Origin of the sequence: Lachnospira hominis (ex Hitch et al. 2025), assembly GCF_040096395.1 — a bacterium.
Classification (GTDB): Bacteria; Bacillota; Clostridia; order Lachnospirales; family Lachnospiraceae; genus Lachnospira; species Lachnospira hominis.
The window spans coordinates 115,930-132,514 of record NZ_JBBMES010000002.1 but is presented as its reverse complement, the minus strand read 5'-3'; the positions used below and the strand labels follow the sequence as shown (position 1 = coordinate 132,514).

General features: G+C 38.4%; 30 protein-coding genes. All 30 read right to left on the bottom strand.

The window, feature by feature from the left end; translation table 11 throughout:
• Positions 1–76 precede the first annotated feature (76 nt).
• Positions 77–892: an energy-coupling factor transporter transmembrane component T family protein gene (locus WMO38_RS02500; protein WP_349161297.1), complete on the bottom strand. Its 816-nt coding sequence runs from the start codon at positions 890–892 to the stop codon at positions 77–79.
• A gap of 45 nt (positions 893–937) precedes the next feature.
• On the bottom strand, positions 938–1,789 hold the full coding sequence (locus tag WMO38_RS02495) for an energy-coupling factor transporter ATPase (RefSeq protein WP_021865376.1): 852 nt from the start codon (positions 1,787–1,789) through the stop codon (positions 938–940).
• A 1-nt stretch (position 1,790) separates the two neighbouring features.
• On the bottom strand, positions 1,791–2,657 hold the full coding sequence (locus WMO38_RS02490; RefSeq protein ID WP_021865377.1) for an energy-coupling factor transporter ATPase: 867 nt from the start codon (positions 2,655–2,657) through the stop codon (positions 1,791–1,793).
• 176 nt (positions 2,658–2,833) lie between these two features.
• Positions 2,834–3,370, bottom strand: a complete 537-nt coding sequence (locus WMO38_RS02485; protein WP_186835871.1) for a bL17 family ribosomal protein — start codon at positions 3,368–3,370, stop codon at positions 2,834–2,836.
• 110 nt (positions 3,371–3,480) lie between these two features.
• On the bottom strand, positions 3,481–4,452 hold the full coding sequence (locus tag WMO38_RS02480) for a DNA-directed RNA polymerase subunit alpha (RefSeq protein ID WP_021865378.1): 972 nt from the start codon (positions 4,450–4,452) through the stop codon (positions 3,481–3,483).
• Positions 4,453–4,496: 44 nt separating this feature from the next.
• A complete protein-coding gene (gene rpsD / locus WMO38_RS02475; RefSeq protein WP_021865379.1) occupies positions 4,497–5,090 on the bottom strand; it encodes a 30S ribosomal protein S4 in 594 nt (197 codons plus the stop codon).
• A gap of 19 nt (positions 5,091–5,109) precedes the next feature.
• The gene (rpsK, locus tag WMO38_RS02470; RefSeq protein WP_021865380.1) at positions 5,110–5,505 is read right to left on the bottom strand and encodes a 30S ribosomal protein S11; all 396 of its coding nucleotides are present in this window, start codon (positions 5,503–5,505) and stop codon (positions 5,110–5,112) included.
• A gap of 36 nt (positions 5,506–5,541) precedes the next feature.
• A complete protein-coding gene (rpsM, locus tag WMO38_RS02465; RefSeq protein ID WP_021865381.1) occupies positions 5,542–5,916 on the bottom strand; it encodes a 30S ribosomal protein S13 in 375 nt (124 codons plus the stop codon).
• A gap of 327 nt (positions 5,917–6,243) precedes the next feature.
• Positions 6,244–6,357 carry a 50S ribosomal protein L36 gene (gene rpmJ / locus WMO38_RS02460; RefSeq protein WP_023353537.1) on the bottom strand — a complete coding sequence of 38 codons (114 nt, stop codon included), beginning with the start codon at positions 6,355–6,357 and terminating at the stop codon, positions 6,244–6,246.
• A 124-nt stretch (positions 6,358–6,481) separates the two neighbouring features.
• Positions 6,482–6,700, bottom strand: a complete 219-nt coding sequence (gene infA / locus WMO38_RS02455; RefSeq protein ID WP_007707618.1) for a translation initiation factor IF-1 — start codon at positions 6,698–6,700, stop codon at positions 6,482–6,484.
• Positions 6,682–6,981: a KOW domain-containing RNA-binding protein gene (locus WMO38_RS02450; protein ID WP_021865382.1), complete on the bottom strand. Its 300-nt coding sequence runs from the start codon at positions 6,979–6,981 to the stop codon at positions 6,682–6,684. The genes infA and WMO38_RS02450 overlap by 19 nt, the downstream gene beginning before the upstream one ends.
• 12 nt (positions 6,982–6,993) lie before the next feature.
• Positions 6,994–7,752, bottom strand: a complete 759-nt coding sequence (gene map, locus WMO38_RS02445) for a type I methionyl aminopeptidase (protein WP_021865383.1) — start codon at positions 7,750–7,752, stop codon at positions 6,994–6,996.
• Between the two features lie 7 nt (positions 7,753–7,759).
• Complete coding sequence (locus WMO38_RS02440) at positions 7,760–8,404, bottom strand: adenylate kinase (RefSeq protein ID WP_021865384.1); 645 nt, start codon at positions 8,402–8,404, stop codon at positions 7,760–7,762.
• Positions 8,405–8,494: 90 nt separating this feature from the next.
• Positions 8,495–9,817 carry a preprotein translocase subunit SecY gene (gene secY / locus WMO38_RS02435; protein WP_186835872.1) on the bottom strand — a complete coding sequence of 441 codons (1,323 nt, stop codon included), beginning with the start codon at positions 9,815–9,817 and terminating at the stop codon, positions 8,495–8,497.
• Positions 9,817–10,257, bottom strand: coding sequence for a 50S ribosomal protein L15 (gene rplO, locus WMO38_RS02430; protein ID WP_021865386.1), 441 nt, complete (start codon positions 10,255–10,257; stop codon positions 9,817–9,819). The genes secY and rplO overlap by 1 nt, the downstream gene beginning before the upstream one ends.
• A gap of 27 nt (positions 10,258–10,284) precedes the next feature.
• Entirely contained in the window at positions 10,285–10,470 is a 186-nt protein-coding gene (gene rpmD, locus WMO38_RS02425; RefSeq protein WP_021865387.1) for a 50S ribosomal protein L30, read from the bottom strand.
• A gap of 112 nt (positions 10,471–10,582) precedes the next feature.
• Positions 10,583–11,092, bottom strand: coding sequence for a 30S ribosomal protein S5 (rpsE, locus tag WMO38_RS02420; RefSeq protein ID WP_021865388.1), 510 nt, complete (start codon positions 11,090–11,092; stop codon positions 10,583–10,585).
• Between the two features lie 18 nt (positions 11,093–11,110).
• Positions 11,111–11,479 carry a 50S ribosomal protein L18 gene (gene rplR / locus WMO38_RS02415; RefSeq protein WP_186835874.1) on the bottom strand — a complete coding sequence of 123 codons (369 nt, stop codon included), beginning with the start codon at positions 11,477–11,479 and terminating at the stop codon, positions 11,111–11,113.
• A gap of 17 nt (positions 11,480–11,496) precedes the next feature.
• Positions 11,497–12,039, bottom strand: coding sequence for a 50S ribosomal protein L6 (gene rplF / locus WMO38_RS02410; RefSeq protein WP_349161293.1), 543 nt, complete (start codon positions 12,037–12,039; stop codon positions 11,497–11,499).
• Between the two features lie 82 nt (positions 12,040–12,121).
• A complete protein-coding gene (rpsH, locus tag WMO38_RS02405) occupies positions 12,122–12,517 on the bottom strand; it encodes a 30S ribosomal protein S8 (protein WP_021865985.1) in 396 nt (131 codons plus the stop codon).
• A gap of 133 nt (positions 12,518–12,650) precedes the next feature.
• On the bottom strand, positions 12,651–12,836 hold the full coding sequence (locus tag WMO38_RS02400; protein ID WP_021865986.1) for a type Z 30S ribosomal protein S14: 186 nt from the start codon (positions 12,834–12,836) through the stop codon (positions 12,651–12,653).
• A gap of 18 nt (positions 12,837–12,854) precedes the next feature.
• A complete protein-coding gene (gene rplE, locus WMO38_RS02395; protein WP_021865987.1) occupies positions 12,855–13,394 on the bottom strand; it encodes a 50S ribosomal protein L5 in 540 nt (179 codons plus the stop codon).
• Between the two features lie 22 nt (positions 13,395–13,416).
• A complete protein-coding gene (rplX, locus tag WMO38_RS02390; RefSeq protein WP_021865988.1) occupies positions 13,417–13,728 on the bottom strand; it encodes a 50S ribosomal protein L24 in 312 nt (103 codons plus the stop codon).
• Positions 13,729–13,740: 12 nt separating this feature from the next.
• Positions 13,741–14,109, bottom strand: coding sequence for a 50S ribosomal protein L14 (rplN, locus tag WMO38_RS02385; protein ID WP_186836058.1), 369 nt, complete (start codon positions 14,107–14,109; stop codon positions 13,741–13,743).
• A gap of 86 nt (positions 14,110–14,195) precedes the next feature.
• Positions 14,196–14,453: a 30S ribosomal protein S17 gene (rpsQ, locus tag WMO38_RS02380; protein ID WP_021865990.1), complete on the bottom strand. Its 258-nt coding sequence runs from the start codon at positions 14,451–14,453 to the stop codon at positions 14,196–14,198.
• Between the two features lie 50 nt (positions 14,454–14,503).
• Positions 14,504–14,704, bottom strand: coding sequence for a 50S ribosomal protein L29 (gene rpmC / locus WMO38_RS02375; protein WP_021865991.1), 201 nt, complete (start codon positions 14,702–14,704; stop codon positions 14,504–14,506).
• Positions 14,694–15,131, bottom strand: a complete 438-nt coding sequence (gene rplP / locus WMO38_RS02370; RefSeq protein ID WP_021865992.1) for a 50S ribosomal protein L16 — start codon at positions 15,129–15,131, stop codon at positions 14,694–14,696. The genes rpmC and rplP overlap by 11 nt, the downstream gene beginning before the upstream one ends.
• The gene (gene rpsC / locus WMO38_RS02365) at positions 15,131–15,793 is read right to left on the bottom strand and encodes a 30S ribosomal protein S3 (protein WP_021865993.1); all 663 of its coding nucleotides are present in this window, start codon (positions 15,791–15,793) and stop codon (positions 15,131–15,133) included. The genes rplP and rpsC overlap by 1 nt, the downstream gene beginning before the upstream one ends.
• Before the next feature lie 78 nt (positions 15,794–15,871).
• Positions 15,872–16,258, bottom strand: a complete 387-nt coding sequence (gene rplV / locus WMO38_RS02360) for a 50S ribosomal protein L22 (protein WP_021865994.1) — start codon at positions 16,256–16,258, stop codon at positions 15,872–15,874.
• Between the two features lie 32 nt (positions 16,259–16,290).
• Positions 16,291–16,566, bottom strand: a complete 276-nt coding sequence (gene rpsS, locus WMO38_RS02355) for a 30S ribosomal protein S19 (RefSeq protein ID WP_021865995.1) — start codon at positions 16,564–16,566, stop codon at positions 16,291–16,293.
• Positions 16,567–16,585 lie beyond the last annotated feature (19 nt).

The window sequence follows — 16,585 nt, the reverse complement described above, 5'->3', positions numbered from 1 at the left end:
CGCGATGATTTTTCAATACCAAAAATTCACCGCGGCTTTATTAAAACATATTTATTATAATTATTATTTTAAATTTTTATATAATTCTTCCACCTAAAAATATATTAAGTGCTATCATTGCACACAGATATGCTGCAAGTATACCATATGCAATTCTGTCATTTTTCTTATATTTAAGCGGTTTCATTTTTGTACGCCCCTCTGAACCATGATAACATCTTGCCTCCATAGCCATTGCAAGTTCATTTGCACGTCTGAAAGCTGATATAAATAATGGCACAAGTACAGGTATCATTGCTTTTGCACGTTTAACAAGATTTCCATTTTCAAAATCAGCCCCTCTTGCCATCTGTGCTTTCATAATTTTATCTGTTTCCTCAATAAGAATCGGTATAAATCTTAATGCTATTGACATCATCATCGCTATTTCATGGACAGGAACTTTTATAACTTTTAAAAATCCAAGACTCTTTTCAAGTCCGTCGGTAAGATTGTTCGGCGTTGTCGTAAGTGTCATAAGTGATGAGCCCATAATAAGGTACATAAGTCTTATAACCATAAATACCGCCTGATAAATACCTTCTTTTGTAATTTTTAATTTCCATATCCGCACCAGCACTTCACCATCTGTCAGAAACAAATTGAATGCCGCTGAAAATATTATAAGAATAAGTACCGCTTTAAGACCTTTTACAATGAATTTCAGCGGAACATTTGAAAGCTTGATTATTACGGCAAGAAATGCTGTAACCGCAAGATACATCCATACACTTTTACCTAAGAACAGTGAAATAATAAATACTAATGTTCCCATAAGTTTTACTCTTGGGTCAAGCTCATGTATAACAGACTTTGTCTGATAATATTGTCCTATTGTAATATCCCTTATCATATTTTTCCTTTCAGCCGGAGTTATGCTTTCAACATTATTTCCAGCTTATTTCTTTCCCAATGCTTTAAGTATTGATGTTTTTGCTTCTTCTATCGTTATTGCACTCACGTCAACATCAAATCCTGCATTTTTCAAATCATTCATTATATATGTAACCTGCGGTGCCGCAAGTCCAATCTTCTCAAGCTCTTTGTAATGTGCAAATACTTCTTTTGGTGTTCCGTTATACATAAGTATTCCATCATTCATAACCATAATTCTGTCAACGTATTTTGCAACATCTTCCATGCTGTGTGAAACAAGGATTACTGTAATGCCTGTTTCTTTCTGAAGCTTTTTGACACAGTCAAGAATATCATCTCTTCCTTTAGGGTCAAGACCGGCAGTCGGCTCATCTAATATGAGAACCTCCGGTTTCATAGCAAGAACTCCGGCTATTGCAACTCTTCTTTTCTGACCGCCTGACAAATCAAACGGCGACTGGTAGTAAAGAGATTCATCAAGTCCAACAAGGCGAAGTGCTTCAAATGCTCTAAGTTCTGTCTCTGCTCTGTCAAGGCCAAGATTTTTAGGGCCAAAACATACATCTTTGAAAATATCAGTCTCAAAAAGCTGATGCTCAGGATACTGGAAAACAAGACCGACTTTGCTTCTCAATTTTCTCATATCAAAATCTTTGTCATATATATCTTCACCGTCATAATATATAGCACCTGAAGTTGCTTTTACAAGTCCGTTCAAATGCTGTATAAATGTTGATTTACCTGAACCCGTATGACCGATAAGTCCGATAAATTCACCTTTTTCTATAACGCAGCTTACTTCTTTTAATGCCTGCCTTTCAAATCCGGTTCCTATTTCATATGTATAGCTTATTTTATCAACTATAATTGACATATTAATCTCCATTCTGCATAACAAGTCGTTTTAATGCAAGCGTAAATTCTTCCTTTGTGAGTATCCCGTCAGGAAGTGGCACACCAGCTTTCTTTAACTCATACGCAAGTTCTGTTACCTGCGGCACATCAAGTCTTAATTCCTTTAGATGCTCAACATTTGAAAATATCTGCCGTGGAGTTCCCTCCATCATAATTTTTCCAGCATCCATAACAAACACTCTGTCTGCATCTATTACTTCTTCCATATAATGAGTTATAAGAATAATTGTCACGTTTTCTTTTTCATTAAGTTCATGAAGTACAGATATCACTTCTTTTCGTCCGGATGGGTCAAGCATTGCTGTCGGTTCATCAAGTATAATGCACTTTGGTTTCATCGCAACGATACCTGCAATTGCAACTCTCTGCTTCTGCCCTCCTGAAAGTTTATTTGGTGAAGCTTTTCTGAAACTGTACATGCCAACTGCCTGAAGGCTGTCAGCTACTCTCTGCCATATCTCATCTGTAGGCACACCTATATTTTCAGGGCCAAAGCCCACTTCTTCCTCTACTAATGTACAAATAATCTGATTATCGGGATTCTGGAATACCATTCCGGCAGTCTGTCTTATATCAAGGATTTTATCATCTTCCTTTGTATCCATGCCATCTACCCACACCGTACCTTCCGTTGGTGATACAAGTGCATTAAAATGCTTTGCAAGTGTTGATTTGCCCGAACCATTATGTCCAAGTACAGCTATAAACTGCCCTGCCTGCAAATCGATGTTGACATGGTCTACTGCTGTTGTAATTCCCTCTACATTTCCCTCTTCGTCTCGTCTTATATATTCAAATGTTAAATCCTTTGTCTTAACAATTCCCATAATTTCATTTCCATTTCATTTATATCAATACAGTCTTTGACATAATAATCTTATAATATATTTTATAACTATGAAAAAAACGTGGATATTGAGTTAAACAATATCCACGCATTTAAAAGTCCGCTAATTTTATCTCATAGGAAGAACTCTCCTTATGACTGGGGACTTCCAATTCATTATACTAACTCAAGGAGAACTTCCATTGCTGCATCGCCTTTTCTTAAACCGATTTTAACGATTCTTGTATAGCCACCCTTACGGTCAGCATACTTAGGAGCGATTTCATCAAACATTTTATTTGTAAGATCAACAACTTTTGTGTTCTTCTTTCTTCCAGCTGCTTCAGCAGGAACTTCTGTTACTTTGTAAAGAACCTTATCCATCTGCTTTCTTGCATGAAGTCTTGAAGGTAAATCTTTCTTGATTTCCTTTTCTACTGTCTCATATACAGTAACTTTCTTGCCATCAACAACTTCTTTAACTCTCTTGCCGTTGGCATCCTTCTTAGGAACCTTTGCAGAAACTTTAACTGTCTCGAAGTTATCTTTTTCTTTGATTGCAAGTGTTATAAGCTTTTCAGCCTGCTTCTTTACTTCTTTTGCTCTTGCCTCAGTTGTAACAATCTTACCATTCTCAATAAGAGCTGTAACCTGTCCTCTGAGTAATGCTTTTCTCTGGCTTGAATTTCTACCAAGCTTTCTATACTTTGCCATTTAATTTAACCTCCATTTGTAACGCACATACATGCGCTTATGGACTTACTGTATGTGTGTTTAAATCTACAAATTTACTATCGTGTGTATGTAACACACCTATTTATTTATTAGTCCTCGTTTGGACTAAGGCTTAAATTTAACTCTTTAAGTTTAAGAAGTACCTCATCAAGAGACTTCTTACCAAGATTACGAACCTTCATCATGTCATCAGGTGTCTTATTGCAAAGCTGTTCAACAGTATTGATACCTGCTCTCTTAAGACAGTTGAATGAACGAACTGATAATTCAAGGTCTTCAATGCTCATAGAGAGTACCTTGCTTGATTCGTCTTCCTGTGCAACAACCATAACCTCAGCGTTTGCAGCATTTTCTGATAAGTTGATAAATACTTTGAGATGTTCACTTAAAACTTTAGCTGCAAGGCTTAAAGCCTCATCAGGAGTAATTGTTCCGTTAGTAAATATATCAAGAGTAAGCTTATCAAAATCTGTATCCTGGCCTACACGAGTGTTCTGTACGGCCATATTTACACGCTCTACAGGAGTGTAAATAGAATCTACAGCGATAACACCGGCTGGCATATCCTCATGCTTATTCTTTTCAGAACTTACATAACCTCTGCCGTTTGTGATTGTAAGCTCCATAGAGAGCTTGCAGTCAGCACCGCCATTTAAATGTGCAATAACAAGGTCCGGGTTAACAATTTCAATATCAGGATCAACCTTGATATCTGATGCTTTAACCACGCCTTCTCCAGCGAAGTCAATATGAGCAGTAATCGGCTCGACTGAGTTGCTGTTATTCTTAATAGCAAGCTTCTTGATGTTTAAGATAATCTCTGTAACGTCTTCTTTAACGCCAGGAATTGAACTGAACTCATGAAGCACACCATCAATCTTAACACTGCTTACAGCAGTACCAACTAATGATGAAAGCATGATTCTTCTGAGTGAGTTACCCAGAGTTAAACCATAGCCTCTCTCAAGTGGTTCTACTACAAATTTGCCATATTTTCCATCTTCTGACTCTTCAGTCATCTCAATCTTTGGCATATTGAAATTAAAATCTGCATCAACCATGTATAGCCCCTCCTTTTATGGGTTAATTTGAGTTTACTCTTTAATTACTTAGAATATAACTCGACGATAAGCATTTCATCAACTGGAACGTCGATAATATCTCTTGTAGGGATAGCCTTAACTGTACCCTTAAGAGCTTCGCTGTCAGCTTCAAGCCATTCTGGAACAAGTCTTCCATTTGTAGCTTCAAGAATTTCTTTATATCTTGCTGATGACTTAGACTTTTCTCTGATTTCGATTACGTCTCCAGCCTTAACAAGGTATGAAGGGATATTGATGCACTTACCATTTACTAATACATGCTTATGATCAACAATCTGTCTTGCTTCTCTTCTAGTTCTGGCTAAACCCATTCTGAAGATTACATTGTCAAGTCTGAGCTCAAGCATAACCATGAGGTTTTCACCAGTCATACCCTTCTGCTTCTCAGCCTTCTTATAATAGTTACGGAAAGGCTTCTCTAATACACCGTAGATAAACTTAGCCTTCTGCTTCTCACGAAGCTGCATACCATACTCGCTAATCTTTCTTCCGGCATTCTTTGCCTTTCTGTTTGACTTCTTATCTATACCTAAATAAATAGGATCTAAATTAAGAGATCTGCATCTCTTAAGCACTGGTGTTCTATTAACTGCCATCTTAAATTCTACCTCCTAATTAAACTCTTCTACGCTTTGGTGGACGACAACCATTATGTGGAACTGGTGTAACATCCTTGATACTTGTAACCTCAAGTCCGCAAGCAGAAAGTGCACGAATTGCAGCTTCTCTACCAGAACCTGGGCCCTTTACCATAACGTCAACAGACTTTAATCCGTGAATTAAAGCAGCCTTTGTTGCAGTCTCAGCTGCCATCTGTGCTGCATAAGGAGTTGATTTCTTAGAACCTCTGAAACCAAGACCGCCGGCACTTGCCCATGATAAAGCATTGCCTTCTGCATCTGTTAATGTAACGATTGTATTGTTAAAAGAAGACTGAATATGAGCCTGTCCTCTTTCTACGTTTTTCTTAACGCGCTTCTTTGTCACTTTTTTTGTAACTTTTTGAGCCATTTCTAAACTAACCTCCTATATTAAAAGTCTACCTTATTACTTCTTCTTATTTGCAACTGTCTTCTTTGGACCCTTACATGTTCTAGCATTAGTCTTTGTCTTCTGACCTCTGCAAGGAAGACCTTTTCTATGACGGATTCCTCTGTAGCATCCGATTTCCTTTAATCTCTTGATGTTCATGGCAACTTCTCTTCTTAAGTCACCTTCTACAAGATTTTCTGTATCTGCATCAATAACCTTAGCAATTCTTGCAACTTCTTCGTCAGTTAAATCCTTAACACGTGTGTCTGGATTAACCTCTGCCTCTGCAAGAATCTTAGATGCTCTAACTCTGCCTATACCATAGACATAAGTAAGACCGATTTCAATTCTTTTTTCTCTTGGTAAGTCTACACCTGAAATACGAGCCATGTGTTCTTTAACCTCCGTTAATCAATGTATAAATAATAATTAAAATGAAATGTTGCAGTCCGACTAACAAAACGCAGCTCGTCACAAAATGTGCCGCCTGAAATGTGTGCGCTGCCACTCTTTCCGCATATATAAAATAGTGATTGAACCGTACAACTTAGCCGTGTGGTTCATCACTGCAGCCGCATAACTAAACATCTTTCCTTATTCAGAATAAAATCACAGGAAAGATTATTGTAACAAATAAAATATATTGTACCTGAAATATATTCTATCTGTAAACACACAAACATGAGAAGTATCACTACTTCTCCCATAAACTATAAATTAGCCCTGTCTCTGTTTGTGCTTTGGGTTCTCACAGATAATTCTGATAGCACCCTTTCTCTTAATGACTTTGCACTTTTCACAAATTGGTTTTACTGATGATCTAACCTTCACTGCAAAAGCCTCCTTTCAGACAAGTTCGTTTGATATTATAGCACAACATAAATTTTAATTGCAAGGTAATTTTGAAAATTTTTTCAAAAATTTTTGCTGTGCAGTAATACTGTTATCATGTTTCTTATTTATCTCTCCAGATAATTCTACCCTTGCTAAGGTCATATGGAGAGAGCTCAATTGTAACTTTATCACCAGGTAAGATACGAATGTAGTTCATTCTTAACTTGCCACTTATATGTGCAAGCACCTGATGACCATTTTCAAGTTCTACCTGAAACATAGCATTTGGAAGTTTTTCCACAACAGTTCCTTCAATTTCAATTACATCTGATTTTGACATTTATTGTCCTCCTTCATATTAGAAATATATTCTTTAATTGCTCTTTTAATATCTTCATTATGCAATTCTTTTTGTGTCTCGAGTTTCTCTGCAATAAGTGCATCTGCACGCTTTACGGGCTGGATATGTTTTAACTTCTTCTTCTTTGGATTCTCAACTTTTTTGAGTTTTCCGTCTGAAAGATATACATACCCCGGCTCTTCACCTACTATTATATAAATTTCTGTTTTGTCATGTCCTGCAAGGGACCTTGCAAAACAGCCGGTCATTTTATTTTCCATAACAGACCTCCATTATTCTTTGACCAGTGAAAGAATCTCCGGTCCATTTTTTGTTACCAGCACAGTATTTTCATAATGTGCTGTAAGTGAATGGTCTGTTGTAACCATTGTCCAGTCATCATCAAGGCATCTCACTTTCCAGTCTCCCATGGCTACCATAGGTTCAATAGCAAGTGTCATTCCCTCATAAAGCTTTATTCCTCTTCTTTCCTGTCGGAAATTTGGAATTTCAGGATCTTCATGAAGTTTTGTTCCAATGCCGTGACCGACTAAATCCCGGATTACTCCATAACCGTGCTTTTCGTTATAATCTGCAATAGCATTTGATATTTCGTGTAAATGACAGCCTTCTTTTGCAAATTTGATGCCTTCAAAAAAGCTCTGTCTTGTGACTTCTATCAGCTGTGCCGCTTCATCGCTTATCTGTCCGACTCCAACCGTACGGGCTGCATCTGACTGATAACCTTTATATATCACACCGGCATCAAGACTGACAATATCGCCTTCCTTTACAATCCTTTTCTTAGACGGAATTCCGTGAACCACCTCATCATTTATCGAAACACATATTGAAGCAGGATAGCCGCCATAACCAAGAAACGAAGGGACACAGTCAAAACTTCTTATCATGTCCTCGCCCATCTTGTCGATGTGCCATGTTGACATTCCAGGCTTAATCTCTTTTGTAAGATTATTAAGCACTGTGCCAAGAATTTTGCCTGCCTCTCTCATCAATTCAATTTCTCTGTGTGATTTTACCGAAACTGCCATGACTTCACTACTTTCCCAATATTTTTACAATATCTTCGAATACTTCTTCCATGTCTTTTGTTCCATCAACTTCAGCCAATACGTTCTTCTTTGCGTAGAAGTCAATTAATGGCTGTGTCTGTTCATGGTATACACTGAGTCTGTTCTTAACTGTTTCCGGCTTGTCGTCATCTCTTAAAATAAGCTTTTCGCCGCAGACATCACAGATTCCTTCTACCTTTGTAGGGTTATATTTAATATGGTATGTTGCACCACATCCTACACATGCTCTTCTTCCTGACATTCTGTTTATAATATTTTCATCAGGAACTTCAACATTGATTGCAAAATCAACAGCCTCACCCTTAGCAGTAAGTGCTGCATCAAGTGCCTCTGCCTGTGGAATTGTTCTTGGGAAACCATCAAGCACATATCCGTTTTCACAATCAGGCTGTTTAAATCTATCCATTATAAGGTCGAGTGTAAGTTCATCCGGAACAAGCTCTCCCTTATCCATATATGCTTTAGCCTTCTGACCAAGCTCTGTATTGTTTTTAATATTAGCTCTGAAAATATCTCCTGTTGAGATATGTGGGATTTTGTATTCAGCCGCAATCTTTTTGGCCTGTGTACCTTTACCGGCACCAGGTGCTCCTAACATTATAATCTTCATAAGTCTCTCCATTCCTGTAGAATTTAAACGCAATATACACAAACGACTCGCCCGGAAAATATCCCAGGCAAGTCCCTCATGTCTATATCTTTACTCGCTTAAAAATCCTCTGTAGTTACGATTTACCATCATTGACTCAATCTGTTTCATTGTTTCAAGAACAACACCAACAATAATGATGATAGATGTTCCACCAAATGATACACTTGCATTGAAAAAGCCTGTGCACATAATCGGGATTAACGCTACAATCATAAGACCAACAGCGCCAATAAATACGATATAATTTAATATTTTATTTAAATACTCGCTTGTAGAGCGGCCAGGTGTAATACCAGGAACAACTCCACCAGCTTTCTTTAAGTTATCTGCAATCTGTACAGGATTAAATGTAATCGATGTATAGAAATAAGCAAATACTACTACCAGTATGATGTAAAGTAAAAGACCTATAGAATACTTAGGCATCTGTACTCTGCACCAATATGACTGGCTTAAATACTTTGTCCACTCATATGAGTTACTTGTAAACAACTGAACGATGATTACAGGGAACTGCATAATTGATGAAGCAAAGATAATTGGCATAACACCGGCTGTATTTACCTTTAAAGGAATATTTGTAGCCTGACCACCAATTGTCTTTCTTCCTGCAACTTTCTGTGAATACTGTACCGGTATTCTACGTTCGCCATCCTGTAATATTACAACAAGAACGACTACTGCGATTACTATAGCAGCAATGATTACTGCAACTGTAACGCCCCTTGCAATACTCTTATTAGCAACAAATGTGCTGTAAAGTGTCACAAAATCACTTGGCATACCTGAAATAATATTAATTAACAATACTATTGAAATACCATTACCTACACCTTTTTCTGTGATACGCTCTCCAATCCACATAAGCACAGCTGAACCAGCTGTAAGTGCTGCTACTACTACAATGATACATGTAACATAATGTATTGTACTCATGTCTTTGTAGTCTTTAATAAGACCCTGACGGCCAAATCCTACTGCCATGGCAATACTCTCGATTAAAGCTAAAGCAATTGTAACATATCTCGTAATAGAAGCAATCTTCTTTCTGCCATCTTCGCCCTCTTTCTGCATTTCCTCTAATTTAGGAATTGCAATTGTAAGGAGCTGCATGATGATAGAAGAAGTAATGTAAGGTGTTATGCTGAGTGCAAAGAGGGACATTTTTTCAAATGAACCTCCTGTAAATGCACTCAGATAACTCAAGTCGCCGCTGTTAAAACCACTCAGAAGCGTACTAAAATACTCTGTATCAACACCAGGGATAGGAAGAAGACTTCCTATTCTAATTACAACAAGCATCATAAGTGTATAAAGCAATTTTTTGCGTATATCCTTATTTTTAAATGCGCTCGTAAGTGTTTTTATCATTAGATCACCTCACAAGTTCCACCAACAGCTTCGATTTTTTCCTTAGCTGAAGCACTGAAAGCATTAGCCTTTACTGTAAGCTTCTTTGTGAGTTCTCCATTTCCAAGAATCTTAACGCCGTCTTTAGGATTTTTAACAATTCCTGATTCAATAAGTGTTTCAACTGAAACTTCTGAACCGGCATCAAATCTTTCTAATGCACTAACATTAATTGCAACGATTTCTAAACGGTTTCTGTTTGTGAAACCTCTCTTAGGAATACGTCTGTATAATGGCATCTGGCCACCTTCAAAACCTGGTCTTGGAGCACCTGAACGTGCCTTCTGACCCTTATGTCCCTTACCGGCTGTTTTACCGTTACCAGAACCATGACCACGGCCTCTTCTGAAATTATCGCTTTTTACTGAACCCTCAGCTGGGCTTAAATTAGATAAATCCATTATTGCACCTCCTTCATCTAAATAAAATTAGATTTCTTCTACCTTTAACATGTAACCAATCTGCTGTATCTGTCCTCTTGTTGCTGCATTATCTGGGAGTTCTACAGTCTTATGCATCTTTGTAAGACCCATAGCCTCAACAGTTCTTCTATGCTTAGGAACAGCACCGATTGGAGACTTTACTAAAGTTATTTTTAACTTCTTATCAGCCATTTTAACCTCCATCTTGCCGCTTATCAGCGGACACTATAACAATGTTTTGGGCAGGAGAGACAGCAGTGTGCTGCCCTCTTACCCTTTACATCAAATTCTCGTGTGTTCTTGATTAGCCAAGGATTTCGCTTACTGACTTACCACGAAGTCTTGCGATTTCCTCTGGTGTCTTCATTGACTGAAGACCTGCGATTGTTGCAAGTACAACATTCTGCTTATTGTTTGAACCAAGTGACTTTGTACGAATGTTCTTGATACCTGCAAGCTCGAGTACTGAACGAGCAGGACCACCAGCGATGATACCAGTACCTTCTGGAGCTCTCTTGAGGAGAACTGTAGCTCCTCCGAACTTACCGATATAATCATGTGGAACTGAACCATTCTCATCAATCGGAACTTCTACTAAATGTTTCATAGCATCTTCTTTTCCCTTGCGGATTGCTTCAGGAACTTCAGCTGCTTTACCAACACCTGCACCTACATGTCCGTTGCCATCACCAACGATAACTAAAGCTGCGAATCTCATGTTACGTCCGCCCTTTACTACCTTAGTTACTCGCTTAATTGCAACAACATTATCATTTAACTCTAACTGACTAGCGTCAATGATTGTACGTTTCATACTGTTTCTCCCTTCCGCTTAGAATTCAAGGCCAGCTTCTCTTGCTGCCTCTGCCAATGCTTTTACTTTTCCTTCATATATAAAACCGCCTCTATCATAGACAACAGTTGTAATACCTTTTTCTAATGCCTTCTTAGCAACTACCTTACCTACTACTGCAGCAGCCTCAACGTTATTAGTCTTTTCACATTCAGCCTTTACATCCTTATCAAGTGTTGAAGCTGAAACAAGTGTCTTACCAACTGTATCGTCAATAATCTGAGCGTACATATGATTATTGCTTCTAAACACAGCTAAACGAGGTCTCTCTGCTGTACCGCTGAAACGATTACGTAATCTTCTATGTTTATTTTCACGAACTACTGTTCTTGACTTCTTACTAACCATAACATTCACTCCTTTAATTATTTCTTACCAGTCTTACCGACCTTACGTCTAATAACCTCATCAGAATACTTGATACCCTTGCCCTTATATGGTTCAGGAGCTCTCTTAGCTCTGATTTCAGCTGCGTACTGGCCAACTTTTTCTTTGCTGATACCCTTAACGATGATAACATTCTGACCTTCTAATACAGTCTCGATACCATCTGGGTCTTCCATTTCTACCGGATGAGAATAACCGAGTGATAAAACAAGCTTTTTACCCTGCTTCTGTGCTCTGTAACCAACACCGTTTACCTCAAGTTTCTTTTCATATCCGTCTGTAACACCAACAACCATGTTGTGGATGAGTGTTCTTGTTAAACCGTGTAATGATTTCATCTTCTTTAAATCGTTTGGTCTTGAAACGATGACTTCATTACCTTCCATTTTGATGTCCATTTCTGCAGGTAATACTCTCTCGAGTGTTCCCTTAGGACCCTTTACAGTCACTTTATTATTTTCTGCGATATCAACAGTTACTCCTGCTGGTACAGCGATAGGCATTTTTCCTATACGTGACATGCCGTGCACCTCCTAATTATAGTAGAGCATCTTTTAATGCCCGCTTAATGAGTTGTTTATATACAGCTATTGCTGTCTTATACTACCAGATAAATGCAAGAACTTCTCCGCCTACGCCGAGCTTTCTAGCTTCTTTATCTGTGATAACACCCTGGTTTGTTGAGATAATAGCAACACCAAGACCACCTAATACCTTAGGAAGTTCTTCCTTGTTTGCATATACTCTAAGACCTGGCTTAGAAATTCTCTGAAGACCAGAGATGATTTTTTCATTCTTATCTTTACCATACTTTAATGTGATATGGATATCTTTGAAGTTACCGTTATCAACAAGTTCGTATGCTTTGATATATCCTTCATCTAAAAGGATTTTTGCGATAGCAAGCTTCATCTTTGAAGATGGTACATCAACTGTATCATGCTTTGCTGTATTCGCATTACGGATTCTTGTAAGCATATCTGCAATTGGATCTGTCATTTTAAATGTTCCTCCTTAATTAATTAACCGGTTTCCCGCACATGCAGGACTTTTGTTAATGCAACTGACACAAATGTGTCATGCGTATCCAGCCGCCAGCCTTAAAGGCAATGGCGGCCTTCCTGGTAAAATCTTACCAAGAAGCTTTCTTAACGCCTGGGATCTGACCCTTGTAAGCTAACTCGCGGAAGCAAATTCTGCAGATTCCGTATTTTCTTAAAACAGAATGTGGACGACCACAAATTGTACAACGAGTATACGCTCTAGTAGAGAACTTAGGAGCTCTCTGCTGCTTAATCTTCATAGAAGTTTTAGCCATTGAATTTTCCTCCTTAAATTAGTTCTTAAATGGCATGTTGAACATTCTCAACAATTCACGAGCTTCCTCATCAGTCTTAGCTGTTGTTGTGATGATAACATCCATACCTCTTACTTTATCAATCTTATCATACTCAATTTCAGGGAAGATGATCTGCTCTTTAATACCTAATGCATAGTTTCCTCTGCCATCAAATGACTCAGCACTTACGCCACGGAAGTCACGTACACGAGGTAATGCAAGGTTTACAAGTCTGTCAAGGAATTCGTACATCTTTTCACCACGGAGTGTAACTTTACATCCGATAGCCTGACCTTCTCTTAACTTGAAGTTAGCAATAGAATTCTTTGCTCTTGTAAGAACTACTTTCTGACCTGAAATTGTCTCAAGTTCCTTAACTGCAGCATCAAGAAGCTTTGAATTTTCCTTAGCTTCGCCAACGCCCATGTTTATTACTATCTTATCGATCTTTGGAACCATCATTGGGTTCTTGTAACCGAATTTCTCTGTCATCTTTTTAGTGATTTCATTTTCGTATAAATCTCTAAGTCTACTCAATTTTTATTGCCTCCTTCCTGTATTAGTCAATTACTTCGCCAGTTGCCTTAGCAACACGAACTTTCTTGCCATCTTTGAATTCGTAACCAATCTTTGTTGTCTTACCTTTCACAACATACATGATGTTTGAAATAGCGATTGGTGCTTCCTGGTGGAGAATTCCACCCTGCTGATTAGCTGCACTTGGCTTAGCATGCTTTGTAACCATGTTTACGCCCTCAACTAATGCTGTATTGTTTTTAGCATTTACAGACAATACCTTGCCTTCTTTGCCTTTGTCTTTTCCTGCGATAACTTTAACTGTATCACCTTTTTTAATTCTTACAGCTGACATTGTGGCACCTCCTTATAATACTTCTGGAGCTAAAGATACGATTTTCATGAACTTCTTATCTCTTAACTCTCTTGCTACTGGTCCGAAAATACGAGTTCCTTTTGGAGTCTGATCGTCCTTAATAATAACAGCAGCATTTTCATCAAATTTGATATATGATCCGTCTTTACGGCGTGTACCTTTAACAGTACGAACAACTACGGCCTTAACTACATCGCCCTTCTTAACAACGCCGCCTGGTGTTGCCTCTTTAACAGAAGCTACGATTACATCACCGATATTTGCATATCTTCTTGTAGAGCCACCCATAACTCTGATGCAGAGGATTTCCTTAGCACCTGTGTTATCAGCAACCTTCAGTCTGGTTTCCTGTTGTACCATAATACTACCCCTTTCAGTAATATTCATGTCTTGCCGCCAGTTTCAACCGTGCCTGGCGTATCGACATTTTGAATTCTTTAACAATATTATTTAGCTCTGCTGATAATCTCAACAAGTCTCCATCTCTTATCCTTTGAGAGTGGTCTTGTTTCCATTACTTTAACAGTATCACCGATTAAACATTCGTTGTTCTCATCGTGTGCCTTTAACTTGTATGTTCTCTTGACAATCTTATTGTAGAGTGGATGCTTTACGTTATCCTCAACAGCAACAACGATTGTCTTATCCATTTTATTGCTTACGACTCTGCCCGTACGAGTTTTTCTAAGATTTCTCTCTTCCACAGTTCGTTCTCCTTTCTTAGGAATCCAAAAATTATTTATTCAACAATTAATTAAGCATTCTTCTGTGCAATTACAGTCTGAATTCTAGCAATGTTCTTTCTAACTTCTTTGATTCTGCTAGTATTATCCAACTGATTTGTTGCGTTCTGGAATCTTAAGTTGAAAAGTTCCTTTTTAGCAGCTACTAATTCATCACTTAATTCTGCAGCTGATTTTGCCTTTAAATCTTCTACATATTTATTAATTTTCACTGTTATCACCGCCTTCTAAGTCTGCACGTGAAACAACCTTACACTTGCAAGGAAGCTTGTGTGTTGCAAGACGCAACGCCTCTCTGGCTGTCTCTTCAGGAACGCCTGAGATTTCAAACATAACACGTCCAGGTTTAACTACTGCTACCCAGCACTCCAAGTTACCTTTACCTTTACCCATACGAACACCGATAGGCTTACCTGTTACCGGCTTATCTGGGAAAATCTTAATAAATACTTTACCGCCACGCTTGATGTAACGTGTCATCGCAATACGGGCAGCCTCTATCTGATTTGATTTAATCCAACATGGTTCTGTTGCAACGATACCATATTCACCATTAGTGATCTTGTTGCCTCTTGTAGCCTTACCAGCCATAGAACCACGGAACTGTCTACGATATTTTACTCTCTTAGGTAGTAACATTATTGTTCGCTCCCTTCCTTATTAGCCTTTTTTGCAGGAAGAACCTCTCCTTCATAAATCCAAACCTTAACGCCGACTTTACCGTATGTTGTATTTGCTTCTGCAAAACCATAATCGATATCAGCACGAAGTGTCTGAAGCGGAATTGTACCTTCGCTGTAGAATTCTGTACGAGCCATATCAGCACCGCCGAGACGACCTGAACAAGATGTCTTGATACCCTTAGCACCCTGCTTCATTGTTCTACCCATGCATGATTTCATAGCTCTTCTGAATGAGATACGGTTTTCAAGCTGCTGAGCAATGTTTTCTGCAACAAGCTGAGCATCCTTGTCCGGTCTCTTTACTTCCTTAATATCAATGCTTAACTTCTTAGCTGAAGTGAGTTTTTCAACCTGCTTCTTTAAGCTTTCGATTTCAGCACCGCCTTTACCGATAACTACGCCCGGCTTAGCTGTGTGAATAATAATCTTTAATCTGTCTGAAGCTCTTTCTGTCTCAATTCTAGAAATTCCTGCAGCATAAAGTTTCTTCTTAAGGAATTTTCTAATGTTATAATCTTCTACAAGGTTGTCAGCGAAGTTATCTTCTGCATACCATTTAGCATCCCAGTCTTTGATAACGCCAACTCTCAAACCATGAGGATTAACTTTCTGTCCCATTTAAATCTCCTTTCTGTTCTTCAGGAAACGTCCATTTCCAAAAGCCGTTCCGGCAATGCGCAATCAGCGCATCCGGAATTATCTTTCATTGAGTATTACAGTGATATGGCTCATTCTCTTTTCGATTCTGTAAGCTCTACCCTGTGCTCTTGGCTTAATTCTCTTCATTGTTGGTCCCTTGTTTGCATAGCACTCTTCGATATAAAGTTTGCTTGGGTCCATACCATTGTTGTTTTCAGCATTTGCTGCTGCTGACTTAATTAACTTCTCTATAAGTGATGAAGCATATCTTGGATTGTACATTACGATTGCAAGTGCTTCTTCAACACTCTTACCTCTTATAGCATCCAATACGAAACATGCTTTCTGTACTGAAACTCTGGCATATGATAATTTTGCACTAGGTCTTGTATCCTTAACTGCATTTCTTTCTCTCTTTATCTGGGATCTATGTCCTTTTGCCATGGTATTACAGCCTCCTTTCAATTAATGGATATTTATCTACTCTTCTTCTCGTCCTTACCATGTCCTCTGTAAGTTCTTGTTGCTACGAACTCACCGAGCTTATGGCCAACCATGTCCTCTGTTACATATACAGGAACATGCTTTCTTCCGTCATGAACTGCGATTGTATGTCCAACGAACTGTGGGAAAATAGTTGAACGACGTGACCATGTTTTAACAACCTGCTTGTCACCTGATGCGTTTAATGCATCAATCTTCTTGAGCAAGCTCTCGTCTGCGAATGGTCCTTTTTTAAGTGATCGAGCCATAGGTTCAAACCTCCTTATA

What these genes read in the sequence shown, in the direction of transcription:
- WMO38_RS02500 (WP_349161297.1), bottom strand. Translation starts at nt 892, where the DNA reads ATGATAAGGGATATTACAATAGGACAATATTATCAGACAAAGTCTGTT.
- WMO38_RS02495 (WP_021865376.1), bottom strand. Translation starts at nt 1,789, where the DNA reads ATGTCAATTATAGTTGATAAAATAAGCTATACATATGAAATAGGAACC.
- WMO38_RS02490 (WP_021865377.1), bottom strand. Translation starts at nt 2,657, where the DNA reads ATGGGAATTGTTAAGACAAAGGATTTAACATTTGAATATATAAGACGA.
- WMO38_RS02485 (WP_186835871.1), bottom strand. Translation starts at nt 3,370, where the DNA reads ATGGCAAAGTATAGAAAGCTTGGTAGAAATTCAAGCCAGAGAAAAGCA.
- WMO38_RS02480 (WP_021865378.1), bottom strand. Translation starts at nt 4,452, where the DNA reads ATGGTTGATGCAGATTTTAATTTCAATATGCCAAAGATTGAGATGACT.
- rpsD (WP_021865379.1), bottom strand. Translation starts at nt 5,090, where the DNA reads ATGGCAGTTAATAGAACACCAGTGCTTAAGAGATGCAGATCTCTTAAT.
- rpsK (WP_021865380.1), bottom strand. Translation starts at nt 5,505, where the DNA reads ATGGCTCAAAAAGTTACAAAAAAAGTGACAAAGAAGCGCGTTAAGAAA.
- rpsM (WP_021865381.1), bottom strand. Translation starts at nt 5,916, where the DNA reads ATGGCTCGTATTTCAGGTGTAGACTTACCAAGAGAAAAAAGAATTGAA.
- infA (WP_007707618.1), bottom strand. Translation starts at nt 6,700, where the DNA reads ATGTCAAAATCAGATGTAATTGAAATTGAAGGAACTGTTGTGGAAAAA.
- WMO38_RS02450 (WP_021865382.1), bottom strand. Translation starts at nt 6,981, where the DNA reads ATGGAAAATAAAATGACCGGCTGTTTTGCAAGGTCCCTTGCAGGACAT.
- map (WP_021865383.1), bottom strand. Translation starts at nt 7,752, where the DNA reads ATGGCAGTTTCGGTAAAATCACACAGAGAAATTGAATTGATGAGAGAG.
- WMO38_RS02440 (WP_021865384.1), bottom strand. Translation starts at nt 8,404, where the DNA reads ATGAAGATTATAATGTTAGGAGCACCTGGTGCCGGTAAAGGTACACAG.
- secY (WP_186835872.1), bottom strand. Translation starts at nt 9,817, where the DNA reads ATGATAAAAACACTTACGAGCGCATTTAAAAATAAGGATATACGCAAA.
- rplO (WP_021865386.1), bottom strand. Translation starts at nt 10,257, where the DNA reads ATGGATTTATCTAATTTAAGCCCAGCTGAGGGTTCAGTAAAAAGCGAT.
- rpmD (WP_021865387.1), bottom strand. Translation starts at nt 10,470, where the DNA reads ATGGCTGATAAGAAGTTAAAAATAACTTTAGTAAAGTCTCCAATCGGT.
- rpsE (WP_021865388.1), bottom strand. Translation starts at nt 11,092, where the DNA reads ATGAAACGTACAATCATTGACGCTAGTCAGTTAGAGTTAAATGATAAT.
- rplR (WP_186835874.1), bottom strand. Translation starts at nt 11,479, where the DNA reads ATGGTTAGTAAGAAGTCAAGAACAGTAGTTCGTGAAAATAAACATAGA.
- rplF (WP_349161293.1), bottom strand. Translation starts at nt 12,039, where the DNA reads ATGTCACGTATAGGAAAAATGCCTATCGCTGTACCAGCAGGAGTAACT.
- rpsH (WP_021865985.1), bottom strand. Translation starts at nt 12,517, where the DNA reads ATGACAGATCCAATTGCAGATATGCTTACAAGAATCCGTAATGCGAAT.
- WMO38_RS02400 (WP_021865986.1), bottom strand. Translation starts at nt 12,836, where the DNA reads ATGGCTAAAACTTCTATGAAGATTAAGCAGCAGAGAGCTCCTAAGTTC.
- rplX (WP_021865988.1), bottom strand. Translation starts at nt 13,728, where the DNA reads ATGTCAGCTGTAAGAATTAAAAAAGGTGATACAGTTAAAGTTATCGCA.
- rplN (WP_186836058.1), bottom strand. Translation starts at nt 14,109, where the DNA reads ATGGTACAACAGGAAACCAGACTGAAGGTTGCTGATAACACAGGTGCT.
- rplP (WP_021865992.1), bottom strand. Translation starts at nt 15,131, where the DNA reads ATGTTACTACCTAAGAGAGTAAAATATCGTAGACAGTTCCGTGGTTCT.
- rpsC (WP_021865993.1), bottom strand. Translation starts at nt 15,793, where the DNA reads ATGGGACAGAAAGTTAATCCTCATGGTTTGAGAGTTGGCGTTATCAAA.
- rplV (WP_021865994.1), bottom strand. Translation starts at nt 16,258, where the DNA reads ATGGCAAAAGGACATAGATCCCAGATAAAGAGAGAAAGAAATGCAGTT.
- rpsS (WP_021865995.1), bottom strand. Translation starts at nt 16,566, where the DNA reads ATGGCTCGATCACTTAAAAAAGGACCATTCGCAGACGAGAGCTTGCTC.